Below are 15,659 nucleotides of genomic sequence, written 5' to 3'. Positions count from 1 at the left end.
ATATCGCAATAGGCGTTGTAAATGGCTTAGTTATGCGGATTTTTCTAAATTCGTCAAAAATTCGTCAAAAAAAATTAAGCAAATATTTTCAAAATATTTTCGGCCGCCTTGCGTCTCATGTCGTCGGTATAGTCCACGTAAACGTTGATAACCGTTGTTACCGTATCGCCGAGTAAGGCCGACACCGTCTTAATGTCTACACCGTTGGCCAATAACCTAGTGGCGTAGGTATGACGGAGGGAATGCGTCGAGACATCCGGAAGAATCCTATGGATGCGGCGATTGACATTCCAGTTGTGCGGCCGGCCATTTGGCCATAAGGTACGGGAGAATGACAAGGGCTGGCGTGCCTTGTATTCTCGCAATATCGTAAGTAGTGCCGGCGGGATGGGGACGACGCGATGTCCTTTTTCTCCGTTTTTCAGCGGGCGAATATCTTCACGCCCCCGATCAACGCGCCCATATTGCTTAGTGACGCTGATGGTTGATTTCCGGAAGTCGATATCGTCCCAGGTCAACCCCATAATTTCGCCGAAGCGCAGGCCCGTATACCCGGCGATAGCACAAGGGATGTAATACTTATCGTCTTGAGTAGCCATGTGTTGCATGAGCGCCGAAAATTCGGACCGTGTAAGCGCTCGTATCTTCTGTTTTCGGCCATTTTTGGGGGGCTTGATTTCTTGGGCCGGGTTATCGGTCCGGAGATGGTATGGAGATACTGCATATCGCATTACCAATTTAAGGCACCTAATGTTAAGTTGTATTGTCTCCAGTGCGTAGTCCCATTGATCCATAGCCTTACGGATATCAAGATAAGTAATATCGCGGACTGGCTTATCTACCAAGTCGCCAAACTTAAGGATGGCGTACCGGTAGATTAATAGAGTGTTATATGCCAGATTCCGGTCGCGGAAAACGTATTCAGCGAACTCTTTTAAGGTGATGCCGTCCAGCTCGTCGCTGATGGGCGCGGCGGCCATCAGGCCCTCGACCTTTTCCAGCAAGTCGTCGCCGGCAGCTTTCGCGGCTTTTTTTGTCCGCAGACCTTGCTTAGACTTCTGTCGCCATTTTCCGGATGAGTCCTTATACGAGAGGATGACCTGCCAGCCCCCGTCTTTCTCTCGGTAAGAAAAATTATATTGAAATTTGGGCAAAAAAAACACCTCCTGTTATTGGGGAGGCTGATATGGTATAATTGTGTTAGCGTGAATCAGCCCCCATAGCGGATTTACAGCGTCGTAGATTGTTCCAGCAATCTACGGAAGTACCGTCGTCATGTTCCAGCATGACGGCGGTATTTTTTTATCCAGCAATGAAAAACTGGATGTCATCCATATTTATTTTTTTCGGTGTGTTTCGGTGAAGAAGGGCCTCAATAATATCAGCTTGGACTTCCGAAGAGAAGTCGTTACCTCTGATGTGGGCTAATTCATGGAGAACGGCAGCCTTCTGAACGGCCCATGATTGTCGAGCATTGATGATAATCGTATAGCTGCCATCATCATTCGGCGTGGTGAGAGCCTTGACCCGCACAGGCAAGTCATTGTATATCAGGACTATATTCAACTACTTTTTACCCTCCTTAGATTTTAGGCCGTTAATTAGATTAAGGATAATAATAACATCGTCCTTACTAAGATTTTGAGTGGCATCGAAGAGGATGCGGCGTGCCGGGTCCGTTCTAAGAGCTTCGATGCGGGTAATCATTTTGGAATTATCATAATATCCATCTGCGTTATTAGCTGAATTTCCTCCCAATAAGTCCAAGGGAGATATTTTAAGGGCATCAGCTAGAAGCAACATTTTATCACAGCGCATATTTTTTATGTAGCCGGTTTCCCATTTTTTTACCGTACTTTTGCTTACGCCAACTTTAACAGCTATTTCTTCTAGCGTTAGCCCTAGCTCTCTGCGACGGCAGAATATAATTTCATTAACTTCCATGATGACCTCCTTATTCGGCGTGGTGAGAGCCCTAACCCGTACAGGCAAGTCATTATATACCAAGAATATATTCACGGACTACTTTTTACTATCCTTAGATTTAAGCCCATTGATTAGATTTAAAACAATTTCTATATCTTCCGCACTCAAATCTTTCGTAGCATCAAATAGTATGCGTCGATTTGGATCGATTCTTAATTCTTCTGCTAGTTTTGCGACGCTTGGATCATTATAATAATTGCCTGACAATGGCTGGTGGGATACCGCAGTTTCATGCCCATATTGAGCTGTCTGTACTTCTCTTAAGTCTCCGGTTTTTAAAAATTCTGAAGAAAATCTAGGATCTAAGTCTGACTTATTTAAACCCAGTGCATCAGCTATTTTTTGAATATTACCCGCATTGGGGGTGGATCTCATTGAAAAGTATCCGGATAACGTAGAAGCGGGGATGCCGGTTAAGTCAGATAACTGGCCTTGCGTTAAGTGACCAGCGTACTTTTTTAAATTTTCGGAAATTATTTCTCGAAGCTCTCTATCGAATTTAGAGAGTTTATTTCTTGGCATTGTAACACCTCCCGCGAACCTCCCTCAATTATCATACCTATATTATAACGAATAAAACCGTCAAAATCAACAAAAATAACGAATAAAAAAATTAAAAAAACGTTATAAACTCAAAAGAGACGTTGACAAAACGAATAAACTCGTTTATCATATTACATGAAGGGAGGTGCTAATTATGAAGATGATGTTGGAATCAGCTAGAGTAAATGCCGGATATAATCAATCTGAAGCGGCTAAATTGTTTGGAATCCACTATCAAACACTGGCAAAGTTAGAAGCGGATAGCTCTAAAATTCCCTATGAAATCATAAGAAAGATTCCACAGGTATATGGAGTACCTGCGGACCATATTTTTTTTGGACCTAAAAACGAGTTTATTCGTTATATTCGCAATTGCGCCAAAAATTATAGTGCCTAAGTTGTAACTGTCATTGAGGGAGGCGGAACTATGGAAGACAAGAAAAAAGAGCCTTGCGAAAACAAGGCTCAAGATAATCCTTGGAGCGTAAGAAATCGATATGAATATCTAAAAAAGATGTCGGAACTAGCCATCAATACATTGGCTGAAAATGAGCTGGCATTAAATAAAGAAGAAGCTGAAACTTTTTTAAAACTGTTTGCAACTGAGCTTAAATTTAAATGGCATATCAAAAACCGGGAATCCAACTTTTAGCTTCTTTCAAGGTAGCATAGACACGTTTCATGGTGGTATTGGTTGCAAGGTATTCCATCCCAGCGATTGTTAAATGACAGCCATCAAGTTTATATCCGGGGAGCTCGTCGTTAAGAACGTAAATAAAATGAATTCCGTCTATATAACCGTCATCATGCAAGCTTTTTAGAATGATGCGGAGCCGACGTTCAGAAATTCCGATTTTTTCGAGGTCGAATATATCGTTACCTCGATACCCGCTTTCGAAAGCGGCATCAATAGATTTTAAGATAAGGAAAATTGCCTTGGAATAATCCATAAATATCACCTCCTCTCATGAATATTATAGCATGAAGGAGTTGAAATTACCGAAAAGGAGGGAGAAGCATGCAAGAACCAATCACACCAGAACGGTATGAAGAAATGAAGGATGTTGCGGGCCTAGTGGTCGATACCATGGCCAAGAATGGATTGGTATTAACACCGGGAGAAGCAGATTATTTTTTAAAAATTTTGGAATTAGAAATTCTTTTTAGTTGGCGGCGTAATAACGAGCGGTCAATATTAGTGGCACTGAGAATGACGCCGGAAGAAGCGGCGCGGATTTTTTTTGGCGAAGACAAAGGAGATAAAAATGCTCGATGAAAAACAAGCTGTAACGAAAAAGGAACTATATGCCATTGTTTGGGGGCTGGTGATGTTAATCAATTTCGGCGTGATGATGGCAGTCGTAGAAAGCATAGTAGCGTTTGTAGTTACGTCGATTTTGTATGGACTGTTTGAAGGTGCAATTCTATATAAAATTTATCGAAAAGAGAGGGACGAAATATGACAGAACAAGCAATGTGTATAACCGAACCCATATTCCAGGTGGTATTTGCGGGGCTAGGATTTGTGGCTATGATTATGGGACTTATGGTAATGATACTTATGTTCCGAGAACTGATTAAGGATTTATGGAAATCGAGGTGAACAAAATGAAAACTGTTATCTCCTTGAAAGAGCTAATGGAACGGTGGGACCTGACCAGACCGTCCATCATGAAGATGGAACAAGACGGGAGATTGAAAAGGCTAAAACTTCCGGGAATTTATTATTCCATGCAGGCCATATTAGTCCTAGAAGGACTTGACCCAAAAGAATGGGTAAAAAGTCCATTCGAGTGGCGGCGGCTCAAAAATGAGCTGGAAGCCACAAAAAAGGAACTAGCTACATGCCGGGAAACGCTAAACCAATTCTCCGCAATATTAGCCAAATACAACTATGAGGCAGTACAAAAATGAAATACGTTACTCCTGAGGCTATAGCCCGCGCATATTGTTTTAATTTGATGCATATATTGAAGCTCATCAGTGAGATGAGGGCCAGCGCGAAATGGCGGGATAGCGTCGTTACTTTCAATCACAAGACCATAGTTAATCTTGCGGATTTTGAAAAATTCCAACAGGAAAAAATGCGGGAAGTGAGGTGCAAAAATGAAAAAAATGACAGATAACGAATTCCGCGCATGGGTATGGCGCGGCCTGCTGTTATCCTGCCTGCTGTTTTGGACGGCACTGATTGCGGCCTGTATCAACATCTAAGGAGAGAATCATATGAAAAGAAGTGAATGGAAAGTCACCTACAACGGTGACTACTATGAGGTTTATCGGATACGGGACATATCACGAGTGGACCATTCCGGCAACCGTGAATACGTCAATATGACATTCGAAAGGAAAGACCTGGCGCAGGCCTATGCAGCCGAAGCCAATGATATGGAAGAACGCCAGGAGGTGCAAGGATGAAACGCTTAATAGCTATGCTGCTTGTTCTGGCAGCTGCCGGCGGCACGGCAGGTTACTACGATGGGCCAGAGGCCGAAGCGGTCCCGACAATCCATGTTGTTGAGGCCGGAGAAACACTATGGAGCATATGCAGACCCATCGCCGATGCCGAAGAAGAAGACATCAGAGATGTAATAGCTAGGATAATGATGGATAACGATGTTGCGATCGACGCGACGATATATCCGGGGCAAAAACTGAAAATAAGAAGGTGAAAAAAATGTATATGAAAGAAAAATTCTACATGTCAGATAAAGACAATATCTTAGTAACATACAGAGAAGACCTCTTACAGATACATAATAAGAAAGACAGCCTTACTATGACTGAAAAAAAATTAAAACAAGATATCGAAGCTAGAATGGAACAGATTAGGATAACGGAATTAACTGATGATAGTGCGGTAGTTGTAATGCACAAATTAGAAGACGACATAAACAACACAATCATGAAAGGGAATAAATCCCAAATATGTCAGCTTCTATTGAATGGAATACAAACCTTAATAACTGAAAGTGGAGAAAGAAAAAGACTGAAGGGTTATATCTTAGATATTATTTCAAACATGTAAAAAGGCCGCCATCTGCGCCAACAGAGAAGCGGCCTAAAAGAAAAAGTTGCTACGTTAATTATATCACAATGCAGGAGAGAAAACCATGGAAGAAATTATTGCAAGATTGAAACGAGAAGCCGACACAGCAAAGAAAGAATACATTTCCATGATTTGCGAAATTGTTGTGCGGCATATTGAGGAATGCCCTGATGATGTGGAAAGAATAACTTCCGATAAGACCTTGAAAGGATGCTTCGATTTTTTAAGAGAAAGAGCGAGTAAAAATCAGTCAAATGGATGCGGGGTATGTGGCCCGGCAGACGTCTACGATTATTTCAATTTTGCCGGAGACATTACGCCGATGACGATGAGCATGGCCGAAAAACAAGAAGCACCATCACCAAAACCGCAAGCGATGGCGGATATCGACATCGACGATTTATTCGATTGAGGGAGGCTGCAGCATGAAAAAAAGAATATTAAGTGCAGAAGCGGTCGCCTCCCATTTTCGGAGCATAGAACCTACTCCGACACAATTAAGATATATCAACGAGATTGCGTTTGACGAAGAATACATTGTCGTTAGTCGAGGACCGGAAGCAATAAGAGAATATAAAAAGGCACATAACAAAGAGAACGTCCGCGGCAAAGACCGAATTGGTCATTGCACGCATTGCCATCAAGAATTTATCCTGCCGGAAACGTGGAGAATAAACGAAACAGATCCATTACGACGGTGGGATAAGCAAAAAAGAAAATGTCCAAACTGTGGATGCATGTCTGAACTTATATCGGCACATCGGGGAATTAAAAAAAGAACCTTGCGGCGATATGTAACTTGTTTTGAAAGCTCTAAAAAAGACCCGGACGTCATACTGGGGAAAGGCATCATGGCAATCAGAACTGTCGAAGATGATTACAAGACTTGTGATACGGTGACATATACCGTCACTATGTACTACTTCAAGCCAGGCGAAACGCCAGTCATGTACAAACGGCAAGCTTGGTACAGTATGTATAGTCACCGGGTGGTGCCATATGAGCATTGGTATGGATATGACGTCGGAGCAGATGGAATTGGATCACCTTGGATGCGGCAAAAAGAAATAAGTGATTTATGGCATCAATACATAAATCGAGGTTATTCACCATGCATCGATAAAAACAGTGCCATGAGAATGATAAGAAAAAAGGCATGGAAATACTGTCAATTAGAAAAATTCATAAAGTCGAATTGGCGATATACTGCCTATGATTATTTGCGATATTTTGCGGAATATGCAAAATACCCAGGAAAAATAGAAATGCTAATGAAAATGAATCTAAGGTGCATTGTAGAAGACAAAGTATTTAAGGATGGCGTTACGAAATGGTGCGTCAATTGGCAAGCGACCAAACCTAAAAACGTATTACGCTGTCGACTTACTAAAGCTGACAAAGAATATATGAAAGTATTTGCGGTTAGTACAGAAAGCTTGAGCCTATATAGTCTTATTCAGCGACACGGACAAAACTACACATTAGCGGAAGCAGATAGTCTGCGAAAGTATGTATATGATTATCATCGAATTGCACAAGCAAAACCTTTTCCCGACGTAAGAAAGTTGTTGAAATACGGAGAAAAACAACAATACTTATACGTCGGAATAAGTAAAGAGGCCGTTGTACACGACTACTTTGATTATCTGAAAGAATGCCATGAATTGCGATATAACCTCGAAGACAAAACGATTGCCTGGCCGAGGAATTTTATGCAAGCTCATCGGGCTGCTAGTAGGTTATGTCAAATCAAAAAAATGGAAATATTAGCCAAGAAAGAAAAAGAGCGCAAAAATTGGCTGGAATCGAAAATAACGAAGCGGTTGAAAGAATTGGAAAAATATAACTTTGAAACGGAGAAATTTTTTATCCGGCCGGCAGCCTCAATCGATGAATTAATACAGGAAGGAGCAGAAAACCATTCCTGCGTGGGCAGTTATATTGATACATATGCTCATGGAAATACCAACATCTTCTTTATTCGCCAAAAAGACAGCCCGGGAGTACCATTTTTCACCGTAGAAATAAAAGATGACCGTATAATTCAATGCAGAACAAAAGATAATAAAAATGCAGACAAAGGGTCCGATGTAGAACAATTTGTCAAATTGTTTGAACGCATTAAGTTGCAAAGACGACAGAAAGGAGAAACAGCATGAATGACATCATAGATACCGAAGGAACGGTGCAGGAAGTAAGAACCGCGGAAAGCATCGCCATAGAAATCAACACAATAAAAAAGCAGACGCAAAAGGTGATGCTGTCTGCATCCATCGAAATCGGTCGCCGGCTGGTCGAAGCAAAAAGCCTGGTCAATCATGGAGATTGGGGAAATTGGCTGGAAAAGAACGTCGCCTACTCCGAGAGAACGGCCCAAAATCTTATAAAACTATACGATCAGTATAGTGATAAGGGCATGGATGCCCTTTTTGATAGCGACATGGATGTATTTGCGGAGTTGTCATATACGCAGGCGGTTGCGCTTTTGGCGCTGCCGACGGTGGACGAACGGAAAGAATTTGTTGAGAACCACGATATGGAAAACATGAGTACACGAGAGCTGCAGGAGGCCATAAAAGCTCAAAAAGCTGCGGAGGATGAAGCGAAGGACCTGAAGCAACAACTGAAAGAAGAAAAAGAAAAAAGCCGGAAAATACAAGATGAAGCGGCTTTACAGAATGGGAACTTGCGGGAGACAGAGAAGCGACTTCAGGAAAAAACGGAAGAAGCGGAGCAGCTACAGCGGGATTTGGAAGTGGCCAGTATGCCGGCCATTGATCCAGAAAAAGAAGCCGAGTTACGACGCCTGCGGGAAGAAAATGAAAAATTGAAGAAAACTGCCGGAGATGATGCGGACATGAAGAAATTCCAAGTACAGCTTGGCATTATTCAGGAGGCATTCAATAAAATTTTGTCCCTGATTGCCGGAATGGATGAAGATGAAAAACGGGAGAAATTCCAAGGCGCCGCTAGGAAGTTATTAAAGCGGCTGGAAGAACTTACTTAATGGGAGAACAAAATGAAGTGTCCTGTCTGCGGTGCGGCCAGTAATAGCTACGTATATTGCTGGATGCACGACAAGTCAATATGTTGGTCGCATTGTGGATCATGCCGATGGTTTGCGCCGGAGGTGTATGGCTGTAATTATCGGCTAACACCTAGGCAGATAATCACACTGCACCGCTGGCAGAAATATCTGGCCGCCAGACGAGAAAGACGGCTAGAAGAACAACTAAAAAATAAGAAAGTAGAAAACACATAATATATGTATATATAGGGATTATTTTTTTTGAGCCAGTTTGCTGGCCCTGGGGGCTGGTAATGGGTATTAAGATATCGACCATCGATAGGAGAGATAGAGTATGAAGTCATTTGTCAGAGAAAAAAAAATATTCTGCGGCAAAGAATACTTTGAACTCGATCTATTTGAGATGGCCGACATGAGAGAACGTGGAAGAAAAGAAAAAGGGAAAAAGTCAAGCCTAAAACAAATTAAGCAGAACGAAAAAAATGCAAGAAGGTATTTTACACAATTAGTGAACACTAATTTCGGGAAAAATGATTATTGCATACATGCAACTTATAATAGGGCGCATATGCCAGAGACGGTCGAAGAAGCGGAAGCCAATGTCAAAAAGTATATCCGGAGAATCAAAAACAGACGGAACCGGTTAGGCATTGAAGCACCGCTGAAATATATCATCGTGACGGAGTATCGGACGAAGGAAGACGGAAGTCCGACTCGTATACATCATCACATTATTATGGATGGTGCGATGGACCGGGACGAGATTTCCGAATTGTGGCGAGATCGCCGGAAAAAAGGAGAAAAGCAAGGGGCGACGATCGGCGTAGTCAATGTTGACCGGTTGCAGCCCGACGAATATGGACTAGAAGCCCTGGCCAGATATCTGACCAAGGGGCTGACAGGAAAGAAACGTTGGCATCCGTCGAAAAATTTAGAAAAGCCGATCGTAAAGAAAAACGACTACAAATTTAGTCGTAGAAAATTGGTCGAGTTGTCAGGGATGACCGATTGTCCGGATATCTGGGAAAAATTATATCCTGGCTATACGTTGACTGAAGCTAAGTCGGCTTACTCCGATGAGGCCGGTTGGCATATCACAGTGAAAATGAGAAGGGAGGGAAAATATGGTACATTTTACAATTTACTGGACGCTTCCAAGTCTAAACGAGTACGTAAGGGCCTGCCGGGCGAATTTTCGCGCCGGCAATAAGATGAGCCGTGATGCTCATTACTTGTGCCGCTTGGGAATGACCAAGTTGGCCGGTAAAAAAATAGATAAGGCATACATCAAATTTCACTGGGTCGAAAAAAATAAGCGACGGGATAAAGATAATATCGCCTTCGCCAAAAAATTCATTTTGGATGCCCTTCAGGAAATGGGAATACTGCAAAATGATGGATGGTCGGAGATACTAGGATTTTCTGACACGTTTGACGTTGATAAGGACAATCCACGAATAGAAGTATCACTACTATCGGAAGAGGAGCTAAAAAAATATGAAAATCAGTAAATTTGCAAGGAAGCGGCATTACATTACGAAACGAAGCTGGCAGAGGTCCATCAGGACCGTCAAGGTCCGCAGCCGATGCCGGCACGCAAGAAGGTTAATGAGTACGGGGCGCCGCTATAAGGGCGGAAGATAGGAGGAAAAAAATGAAGACAAATGAAATAAACTATATCTTAAACGAATTGAATATCGTAGAAAGATTGAAACGACAGCTAACGTCAGGAGCACCCTTAAAAATAGGATGCGGAGATAGTATGTATCTTGGGAACGATCAACCAAGCGGAAAAATTGTAAGAGAAGGGCTTATCCAGGTACTTGAAGCATATACGGAAAAATTAAGACAGCGGGAGAAAAAAGAAGCAAGACAGGAAATAAATATTGTAATCGAGTACTGTGATAAGTGCATGAGTTGCGATAAATGCGCTATCCGTGAATTTTGCACGGAGGTCAGACAATTTGGCACGTTATTTAGTGACTGCCCAGGGTACGAAGTAGATAAGGAGGGAAAATAACATGGAAAAAATTATTAACTTAACACCGCATTGCATCAACGTGTATTACGGAGAAAAACATATTAAGGATATTCCGGTATCGGGACTGCCGGTGCCAAGGTGCCATCAGCAGCAAGTTGTAGTTGGCTACGTCGACAAAATAGAAATTACTAGACAGATCTTCGGCGATGTAGAAAATCTTCCGGAGCCAGAAGATGAAACTTATTATGTAGTATCAAGAATGGTCGCAGAAGCGGCCCCGAACCGATATGACTTACTTGTACCCGGGCCGCTGGTACGGAATGCAGATGGCCAGCCTTGCGGATGCCAGGGATTAGCCGTCATCGAAAAATTAGCCGTAAAAGAAAAACAAGCTATGTTTGGGAGCTATAAGCCTAACGAGTCATATATTGCCAATGCAACAGGGAATGAAACTCATATCTTCTGCTTTGGGAATGGCTTTGGTGCCAGCGTTGTACGAGGAGAATATACCTACGGCGGACCGCAAGGCCTTTGGGAAGTGGCAATATTAAGGGACGGAGAACAATGTTACGATACTAAAATTGCTCCGGATGTTGTCGGATGGCTGGATGAAAACGAGGTTGCCGAAATGCTTGGACGAATTGAACGCCTCGGGGAAGGGAAAACAAAGTGAACGAACCTAAAGAAAGAAATCCTATAGAAGAACTGATTGCAACGAGAATGTACTTGTGCAAAAAAGAAGGATGTAAAACCTGCCCCGCGATGTATTTGCGGGGTGGGAAAGAGATGCGGTGCGCTTTGAGCTTTGTGGCCTATCTGATGTTGGGATTAGAAGAAAGAGGCTATTTATAAAGGAGGAGAAAAAACATGAATGAATTTAAGTGGAATGAAGCAGATTTTTTGCCGCAAGTTGGAAGCGAAATCAATGGATCTAAATATAGCCAAACCATTATTGCAGCATTTAAAGACGAAGATGGCGAACTGTTGCTTACCATCGGAGTATTCAAAACAGGAGATATTATTTGTGAAGACAATGAAAGCGGACTAGCGATTATCTCGTCGGACTGTTTTGGAGAGTCTTGGAGTATGCCATGGAACAATGTCCTGTATTGGTCATATATTCCGGAAATTCCGAACAAGGCTGCGGGAAAAGGAAAATGATAAATAACGATAAAAGAATAGTGGTAATCGCAGGAATACCAATCTACAAAGAATACATCAAAAACGTTGAAGGCGAAACAAACAAATATGAATGGTTGGCTGAATTAAAAATAACAATGAAGTCCGGTTATATATGGAAATTTGGGCTTTGTTCTGAATTGTGGGGGTATGTTGTATCGGAACTATGGGAAATAATTAATAAACAGGGGAGGCGTGAAAATGAGTAAAGAGTATATTGTTAAGGCCATGGTGGAAATGAAAATTGAAGCAAACTCAAAAAATGAAGCGGTAGATGAAGCCATGGATGAACTTATAAACAACTTACCATCAGCGACAGATGAAACAATTAGAAGCGTTGTTGCTCTTGATGATGGACTGAAGATAAATTCGATGGAATTTTCAGAAAAAGAAATCGAAGATCAGATCTATCGGGCAGTTACTCGTTGCGAACCTTATGCAGAAATACCAAAAACAATGGATGAAGATGTGGATATGGCTATGATGGACACTATCGAGTCTTGGGGGTATGTGGTGGATCAGGACGAGAAATCGATTATTATTGACTTGATCAACATGGGAGAATGCGAATGACGTCAAAGGAATATCTTAATCGTATTCGGACCCAAGAATTCCTGCTCCGGCAAGTGGAGCAGGAACTCTTGGAAGTCAAGGCTGATATCTTAGCCATTAAAGGATCAAGCCTGACGGAAAAGGTATCAGGCACCAAAGAGGCAGATACGGCCAATAAATACATACGGCTGGAAAAATACGCCGAAAGAGTAAATCAGGAATGGGATGTATTGATTGGCATGAGAATACAGGCAAAGGAGCTTATTATGGGACTTCCAGATCAGCGCGAACGGGCAGTACTGTACGCACGGTATATCCGTTGCCGGAGATGGGAAGACATAGCCGATGAAATGCATTATAGCTGGAACGGGATTTTTAAACTGCATGGCCAAGCTCTTCGGACTTTTGGAGAATTGTATGCGGATATTATTAATAGCGGCAAGAGTTGATAGAAGTGTATACAATAACCAGCTATAATGATAGTGTAAGAATTTCAGACAGAGCCGCTACCAATTGGTAACGGCTTTTTTTATTCCACGAAGGAGGTCATGCCTATGTGCAAAATCTATTACTGCAAGCATAACAGTAAGGGATTGTGCAAGATACGGTGTGAGCCGTCGGAGGAAACTACTTGTCAACATTATTGCAAGGAGATTGATCACCGGACCTCGATTAATCATGAGCCGGTAAAGCCGGCCAGAAAGAAGCGGCGCCGTAAATAACGATGCCCGGAAAAATCAAGGGGGCTGTAAAAATTAGGATGCCACCAAAAAGAAGCCGGCGAAATGTCAGACAATCGACAAGAGCCGGAAAGACAATCAGCAAAATAGGTGGTGAAAATTATGGCCCGGGAATTTTCAAGGGATTTCTACAATAGTACGCGATGGAGGAAGTGCGCCAAGGAATTTGCCAAGTCGAAATTATACATCTGCGAACGATGCCATAACCAATACCGACCGAAGCCGGGCAAGAAGCGGAGGTACATTGTCCATCACAAGAAGCCGCTTACACCTGACAACATAGATGATGAGTACATCGCCTATGGATGGGACAACCTAGAGCTGCTATGCCTTGAATGTCACAACACTACTCACGCTCCGTCGGGGGCAGGGCGGCGGATGACCTTCGACGAGGATGGCAATCTTATCGGGATTGATGATGCACTCCCCCCACATTGACATTTATTTTGGCCAAAAAACTACGCCGGGGGCGGCCCTTTCTTTTGTACAAATCAATTTTTCCTAGGGGGTGTAGTCACCTAAGATCAATAGAGGATTAAATAAAATGAGGAGGTGAGGGCGGATATGGCAAATCTTCAACCGAAAACAATACTTAATCGAAGAATTAAGGAATTGAAACGCATCTTTTCGGAGGTGGATGCGGACAAAATGAAGGTTATCGAACCGTCGTTGATCCAGGCTGCCAAGATGGAATTATACATCGGCGACTTATCGACTCAACTGGATGAGGTCGGCTTCGTGGAAGAGTATCAGAACGGGGAAAATCAATCCGGGAAGAAAGAGTCGACTGAGTCTAAAGCCTACAGCACGATGGTAAAAAACTATAACGCCGTCATCAGGACATTACTAAGCTGCCTCCCAGAAACGGAGCAGAAAGCAGCCGAAGATGAAATGATGGCATTCCTCAAAAATCGGCAGTGAATTATATTGAGCAATATTACCGAAAGATTGAAGAAGGTAATATTGTTACCTCCGATAAAATTCGCCGGACGTATAAGCATCTGGTGGAGAAGATTTACGATAAAAAAGGACCTTATCGGTATGACGATAAAAAAGCAAAATTCGCAATTGATTTCATAGAGGCTTTCTGCAAACATTCCAAAGGGAAATGGGGCGGGAAGCCTTTAGTTTTGGAACTTTGGCAGAAGGCTGCGACCGCCGCGCTATTCGGCTTCGTCGACCGAAAAACCGGACTTCGGGAATATCGACAGTTGATTCTGATCGTTGCTCGTAAAAACGGAAAGTCGACCTGGGCTGCAGGTATGGCCTTGTATCTATTAGTCGCCGATGGGGAAGCGGGTCCTGAAATATATTCGGCAGCGACTAAGCGTGACCAGGCGAAAATAATCTGGACCGAAGTACAGCGTATGGTCAAGAAATCGCCTGCCTTGAATAAGCATATCAAGTGTCTCGTCGGTAGTATCCGGTGCAAATTTAACGATGGCGTTTTTGAACCGTTGGGCTCGGATAGCGATAAGCTGGACGGGCTTAATGTTCACGGGGCGCTGATCGACGAACTACATGCTATCAAAGACAAGAACATATACGACGTCTTGATTGATGGGATGACAGCCCGCGAACAGCCTATCTGTATCATTACGACGACGGCAGGGACCGTCCGGGAGAATATTTTCGACCTAAAATATGATGAATGTTCACAGATTGTTAATGGGTACGGAGATCCGAAAGGCTATCATGACGAAACGATTCTTCCGTTAGTCTACGAGCTGGATAGACGCGAAGAGTGGACCGATGAAACAAAGTGGCAGAAAGCCAATCCGGCACTCGGAAGCGTTAAGGATAAGGACCAATTGGCGCAGAAAGTATACCAGGCGCAGCATAATCCCTTGTTGGTAAAAAATCTACTGTGCAAAGATTTCAACATCCGAGAAACATCGTCGGAAGCATTCTTAACTTTCGAACAATTAAACAACGAAGCGACGTACTCTTTATCAGATGTACGCCCGCGATATGCTATTGGAGGCGTCGACTTGTCAGCAACAACAGACCTGACTTGTGCGACGCTTTTGTGGTGCGATGAATCTGCCACTAACTTATATGTCAAGCAGATGTACTGGATTCCGGAAGACTTATTTGACAAGCGAGTCCAAGAAGACCGGGTGCCGTATGACGTATGGCATAAGCGAGGATTTGTCCGGAAGTCTCCGGGTAATAGTATCGACTATCGTCTAGTCGTCGAATGGTTCCGCGAAATGCAGGATAAAGAGGACATCTACTTGTATAAGGTAGGTTACGACAGCTGGAGCGCCAAGTACTTTGTCGTTGAAATGGAAGATACTTTCGGGCAAGAGGTTATGGAAGCAGTCATTCAGGGCAAGAAAACTTTATCGGGACCGATGAAGGCACTGGCTGCGGACCTGGAAGCCAATAAGATTAACTACGATAACAACCCGGTCCTTAAGTGGTGTATGGCTAATGTTGCCGTCGACATTGACCGAAATAGTAACATCCAGCCGACAAAAACGATGAATGCGAAGCGGCGTATCGATGGATTTGCCAGCCTACTGGATGCATACGTTGCCTTTGAGCGTAACAGGGAGGACTATTTGAATATCATTTAATCAGAAAAGGAGGTGAAAT

28 protein-coding genes are annotated in these 15,659 nt (G+C 42.9%); 23 read left to right on the top strand and 5 right to left on the bottom strand.

All coding sequences use genetic code 11. The features are described from left to right. Positions 1-74: 74 nt before the first annotated feature. The 4 genes from TX77_RS00305 to TX77_RS12855 form a co-directional block, all read right to left on the bottom strand. The gene (locus TX77_RS00305; protein WP_418294418.1) at positions 75-1,163 is read right to left on the bottom strand and encodes a site-specific integrase; all 1,089 of its coding nucleotides are present in this window, start codon (positions 1,161-1,163) and stop codon (positions 75-77) included. Positions 1,164-1,302: 139 nt separating this feature from the next. Beyond that, entirely contained in the window at positions 1,303-1,566 is a 264-nt protein-coding gene (locus TX77_RS00300; RefSeq protein WP_044502833.1) for a hypothetical protein, read from the bottom strand. Continuing rightward, entirely contained in the window at positions 1,567-1,944 is a 378-nt protein-coding gene (locus TX77_RS00295; RefSeq protein WP_044502832.1) for a helix-turn-helix domain-containing protein, read from the bottom strand. It lies immediately after the preceding gene. Between the two features lie 78 nt (positions 1,945-2,022). Then, entirely contained in the window at positions 2,023-2,508 is a 486-nt protein-coding gene (locus TX77_RS12855) for a helix-turn-helix domain-containing protein (RefSeq protein ID WP_049917249.1), read from the bottom strand. Between the two features lie 175 nt (positions 2,509-2,683). On the opposite strand from TX77_RS12855, the gene TX77_RS00280 reads away from it, so the two are divergent. Together TX77_RS00280 and TX77_RS00275 are read left to right on the top strand one after the other, a co-directional pair. Further along, on the top strand, positions 2,684-2,926 hold the full coding sequence (locus TX77_RS00280; RefSeq protein WP_044502831.1) for a helix-turn-helix transcriptional regulator: 243 nt from the start codon (positions 2,684-2,686) through the stop codon (positions 2,924-2,926). Positions 2,927-2,956: 30 nt separating this feature from the next. Next, positions 2,957-3,181 carry a hypothetical protein gene (locus TX77_RS00275; RefSeq protein ID WP_044502830.1) on the top strand — a complete coding sequence of 75 codons (225 nt, stop codon included), beginning with the start codon at positions 2,957-2,959 and terminating at the stop codon, positions 3,179-3,181. Here TX77_RS00275 and TX77_RS00270 read toward each other — a convergent pair. Next, the gene (locus tag TX77_RS00270; protein ID WP_044502829.1) at positions 3,156-3,479 is read right to left on the bottom strand and encodes a YjcQ family protein; all 324 of its coding nucleotides are present in this window, start codon (positions 3,477-3,479) and stop codon (positions 3,156-3,158) included. The genes TX77_RS00275 and TX77_RS00270 overlap by 26 nt on opposite strands. A gap of 68 nt (positions 3,480-3,547) precedes the next feature. On the opposite strand from TX77_RS00270, the gene TX77_RS00265 reads away from it, so the two are divergent. From TX77_RS00265 to TX77_RS00165, 21 genes are all read left to right on the top strand, one after another. Beyond that, positions 3,548-3,805, top strand: a complete 258-nt coding sequence (locus TX77_RS00265) for a hypothetical protein (RefSeq protein WP_044502828.1) — start codon at positions 3,548-3,550, stop codon at positions 3,803-3,805. Next, positions 3,795-3,992: a hypothetical protein gene (locus TX77_RS00260; protein WP_044502827.1), complete on the top strand. Its 198-nt coding sequence runs from the start codon at positions 3,795-3,797 to the stop codon at positions 3,990-3,992. The genes TX77_RS00265 and TX77_RS00260 overlap by 11 nt, the downstream gene beginning before the upstream one ends. A 145-nt stretch (positions 3,993-4,137) precedes the next feature. Next, positions 4,138-4,443: a hypothetical protein gene (locus TX77_RS00255; RefSeq protein ID WP_044502826.1), complete on the top strand. Its 306-nt coding sequence runs from the start codon at positions 4,138-4,140 to the stop codon at positions 4,441-4,443. Positions 4,444-4,755: 312 nt separating this feature from the next. After that, positions 4,756-4,947 (top strand): hypothetical protein, encoded by a 192-nt coding sequence (locus TX77_RS00245; protein WP_044502824.1) that lies wholly within the window; start codon positions 4,756-4,758, stop codon positions 4,945-4,947. Continuing rightward, positions 4,944-5,201 carry a LysM peptidoglycan-binding domain-containing protein gene (locus tag TX77_RS00240; RefSeq protein ID WP_049917247.1) on the top strand — a complete coding sequence of 86 codons (258 nt, stop codon included), beginning with the start codon at positions 4,944-4,946 and terminating at the stop codon, positions 5,199-5,201. Before TX77_RS00245 ends, TX77_RS00240 begins: the two co-directional genes overlap by 4 nt. A gap of 5 nt (positions 5,202-5,206) precedes the next feature. Continuing rightward, positions 5,207-5,557, top strand: a complete 351-nt coding sequence (locus TX77_RS00235; protein WP_044502823.1) for a hypothetical protein — start codon at positions 5,207-5,209, stop codon at positions 5,555-5,557. 85 nt (positions 5,558-5,642) lie between these two features. Beyond that, positions 5,643-5,990: a hypothetical protein gene (locus TX77_RS00230; protein WP_044502822.1), complete on the top strand. Its 348-nt coding sequence runs from the start codon at positions 5,643-5,645 to the stop codon at positions 5,988-5,990. A gap of 13 nt (positions 5,991-6,003) precedes the next feature. Next, positions 6,004-7,737 carry a PcfJ domain-containing protein gene (locus TX77_RS00225; RefSeq protein ID WP_044502821.1) on the top strand — a complete coding sequence of 578 codons (1,734 nt, stop codon included), beginning with the start codon at positions 6,004-6,006 and terminating at the stop codon, positions 7,735-7,737. Then, positions 7,734-8,585: a DUF3102 domain-containing protein gene (locus TX77_RS12850; protein ID WP_049917245.1), complete on the top strand. Its 852-nt coding sequence runs from the start codon at positions 7,734-7,736 to the stop codon at positions 8,583-8,585. Before TX77_RS00225 ends, TX77_RS12850 begins: the two co-directional genes overlap by 4 nt. A 355-nt stretch (positions 8,586-8,940) precedes the next feature. Beyond that, on the top strand, positions 8,941-9,816 hold the full coding sequence (locus tag TX77_RS00215; RefSeq protein WP_071822265.1) for a rolling circle replication-associated protein: 876 nt from the start codon (positions 8,941-8,943) through the stop codon (positions 9,814-9,816). A 46-nt stretch (positions 9,817-9,862) separates the two neighbouring features. After that, complete coding sequence (locus TX77_RS00210; RefSeq protein WP_230197975.1) at positions 9,863-10,117, top strand: RusA family crossover junction endodeoxyribonuclease; 255 nt, start codon at positions 9,863-9,865, stop codon at positions 10,115-10,117. A gap of 143 nt (positions 10,118-10,260) precedes the next feature. Continuing rightward, positions 10,261-10,626: a hypothetical protein gene (locus TX77_RS00205; RefSeq protein ID WP_044502819.1), complete on the top strand. Its 366-nt coding sequence runs from the start codon at positions 10,261-10,263 to the stop codon at positions 10,624-10,626. A gap of 1 nt (position 10,627) precedes the next feature. Then, positions 10,628-11,260: a hypothetical protein gene (locus TX77_RS13950; protein WP_049917242.1), complete on the top strand. Its 633-nt coding sequence runs from the start codon at positions 10,628-10,630 to the stop codon at positions 11,258-11,260. Then, entirely contained in the window at positions 11,257-11,439 is a 183-nt protein-coding gene (locus TX77_RS13500; protein ID WP_154651830.1) for a hypothetical protein, read from the top strand. The genes TX77_RS13950 and TX77_RS13500 overlap by 4 nt, the downstream gene beginning before the upstream one ends. Before the next feature lie 15 nt (positions 11,440-11,454). Then, positions 11,455-11,748 carry a hypothetical protein gene (locus TX77_RS00195; protein WP_044502818.1) on the top strand — a complete coding sequence of 98 codons (294 nt, stop codon included), beginning with the start codon at positions 11,455-11,457 and terminating at the stop codon, positions 11,746-11,748. Then, positions 11,745-11,975, top strand: coding sequence for a hypothetical protein (locus TX77_RS00190; protein WP_044502817.1), 231 nt, complete (start codon positions 11,745-11,747; stop codon positions 11,973-11,975). Before TX77_RS00195 ends, TX77_RS00190 begins: the two co-directional genes overlap by 4 nt. Beyond that, positions 11,968-12,339 (top strand): hypothetical protein, encoded by a 372-nt coding sequence (locus TX77_RS00185; protein ID WP_044502816.1) that lies wholly within the window; start codon positions 11,968-11,970, stop codon positions 12,337-12,339. The genes TX77_RS00190 and TX77_RS00185 overlap by 8 nt, the downstream gene beginning before the upstream one ends. Positions 12,340-12,407: 68 nt before the next feature. After that, positions 12,408-12,767, top strand: a complete 360-nt coding sequence (locus tag TX77_RS00180; protein ID WP_195891148.1) for a DUF1492 domain-containing protein — start codon at positions 12,408-12,410, stop codon at positions 12,765-12,767. A 393-nt stretch (positions 12,768-13,160) separates the two neighbouring features. Further along, positions 13,161-13,496 (top strand): HNH endonuclease, encoded by a 336-nt coding sequence (locus tag TX77_RS14285; protein ID WP_044502814.1) that lies wholly within the window; start codon positions 13,161-13,163, stop codon positions 13,494-13,496. Between the two features lie 126 nt (positions 13,497-13,622). After that, a complete protein-coding gene (locus TX77_RS00170; RefSeq protein WP_049917240.1) occupies positions 13,623-13,979 on the top strand; it encodes a hypothetical protein in 357 nt (118 codons plus the stop codon). A gap of 209 nt (positions 13,980-14,188) precedes the next feature. After that, the gene (locus TX77_RS00165; RefSeq protein ID WP_230197974.1) at positions 14,189-15,640 is read left to right on the top strand and encodes a terminase large subunit; all 1,452 of its coding nucleotides are present in this window, start codon (positions 14,189-14,191) and stop codon (positions 15,638-15,640) included. Positions 15,641-15,659: the final 19 nt, after the last annotated feature.

Origin of the sequence: Megasphaera massiliensis (genome assembly GCF_000455225.1) — a bacterium.
Taxonomy (GTDB): Bacteria; Bacillota; Negativicutes; order Veillonellales; family Megasphaeraceae; genus Megasphaera; species Megasphaera massiliensis.
This window is presented reverse-complemented; position numbering and strand designations above follow the sequence as displayed.

What these genes read in the sequence shown, in the direction of transcription:
- TX77_RS00275 (WP_044502830.1), top strand. Translation starts at nt 2,957, where the DNA reads ATGGAAGACAAGAAAAAAGAGCCTTGCGAAAACAAGGCTCAAGATAAT.
- TX77_RS00255 (WP_044502826.1), top strand. Translation starts at nt 4,138, where the DNA reads ATGAAAACTGTTATCTCCTTGAAAGAGCTAATGGAACGGTGGGACCTG.
- TX77_RS00215 (WP_071822265.1), top strand. Translation starts at nt 8,941, where the DNA reads ATGAAGTCATTTGTCAGAGAAAAAAAAATATTCTGCGGCAAAGAATAC.
- TX77_RS12855 (WP_049917249.1), bottom strand. Translation starts at nt 2,508, where the DNA reads ATGCCAAGAAATAAACTCTCTAAATTCGATAGAGAGCTTCGAGAAATA.
- TX77_RS00170 (WP_049917240.1), top strand. Translation starts at nt 13,623, where the DNA reads ATGGCAAATCTTCAACCGAAAACAATACTTAATCGAAGAATTAAGGAA.
- TX77_RS00295 (WP_044502832.1), bottom strand. Translation starts at nt 1,944, where the DNA reads ATGGAAGTTAATGAAATTATATTCTGCCGTCGCAGAGAGCTAGGGCTA.
- TX77_RS00190 (WP_044502817.1), top strand. Translation starts at nt 11,745, where the DNA reads ATGATAAATAACGATAAAAGAATAGTGGTAATCGCAGGAATACCAATC.
- TX77_RS00195 (WP_044502818.1), top strand. Translation starts at nt 11,455, where the DNA reads ATGAATGAATTTAAGTGGAATGAAGCAGATTTTTTGCCGCAAGTTGGA.
- TX77_RS12850 (WP_049917245.1), top strand. Translation starts at nt 7,734, where the DNA reads ATGAATGACATCATAGATACCGAAGGAACGGTGCAGGAAGTAAGAACC.
- TX77_RS13950 (WP_049917242.1), top strand. Translation starts at nt 10,628, where the DNA reads ATGGAAAAAATTATTAACTTAACACCGCATTGCATCAACGTGTATTAC.
- TX77_RS00240 (WP_049917247.1), top strand. Translation starts at nt 4,944, where the DNA reads ATGAAACGCTTAATAGCTATGCTGCTTGTTCTGGCAGCTGCCGGCGGC.
- TX77_RS00230 (WP_044502822.1), top strand. Translation starts at nt 5,643, where the DNA reads ATGGAAGAAATTATTGCAAGATTGAAACGAGAAGCCGACACAGCAAAG.
- TX77_RS00245 (WP_044502824.1), top strand. Translation starts at nt 4,756, where the DNA reads ATGAAAAGAAGTGAATGGAAAGTCACCTACAACGGTGACTACTATGAG.
- TX77_RS00205 (WP_044502819.1), top strand. Translation starts at nt 10,261, where the DNA reads ATGAAGACAAATGAAATAAACTATATCTTAAACGAATTGAATATCGTA.
- TX77_RS00270 (WP_044502829.1), bottom strand. Translation starts at nt 3,479, where the DNA reads ATGGATTATTCCAAGGCAATTTTCCTTATCTTAAAATCTATTGATGCC.
- TX77_RS00265 (WP_044502828.1), top strand. Translation starts at nt 3,548, where the DNA reads ATGCAAGAACCAATCACACCAGAACGGTATGAAGAAATGAAGGATGTT.
- TX77_RS00185 (WP_044502816.1), top strand. Translation starts at nt 11,968, where the DNA reads ATGAGTAAAGAGTATATTGTTAAGGCCATGGTGGAAATGAAAATTGAA.
- TX77_RS14285 (WP_044502814.1), top strand. Translation starts at nt 13,161, where the DNA reads ATGGCCCGGGAATTTTCAAGGGATTTCTACAATAGTACGCGATGGAGG.
- TX77_RS00235 (WP_044502823.1), top strand. Translation starts at nt 5,207, where the DNA reads ATGTATATGAAAGAAAAATTCTACATGTCAGATAAAGACAATATCTTA.
- TX77_RS00260 (WP_044502827.1), top strand. Translation starts at nt 3,795, where the DNA reads ATGCTCGATGAAAAACAAGCTGTAACGAAAAAGGAACTATATGCCATT.
- TX77_RS00280 (WP_044502831.1), top strand. Translation starts at nt 2,684, where the DNA reads ATGAAGATGATGTTGGAATCAGCTAGAGTAAATGCCGGATATAATCAA.
- TX77_RS00225 (WP_044502821.1), top strand. Translation starts at nt 6,004, where the DNA reads ATGAAAAAAAGAATATTAAGTGCAGAAGCGGTCGCCTCCCATTTTCGG.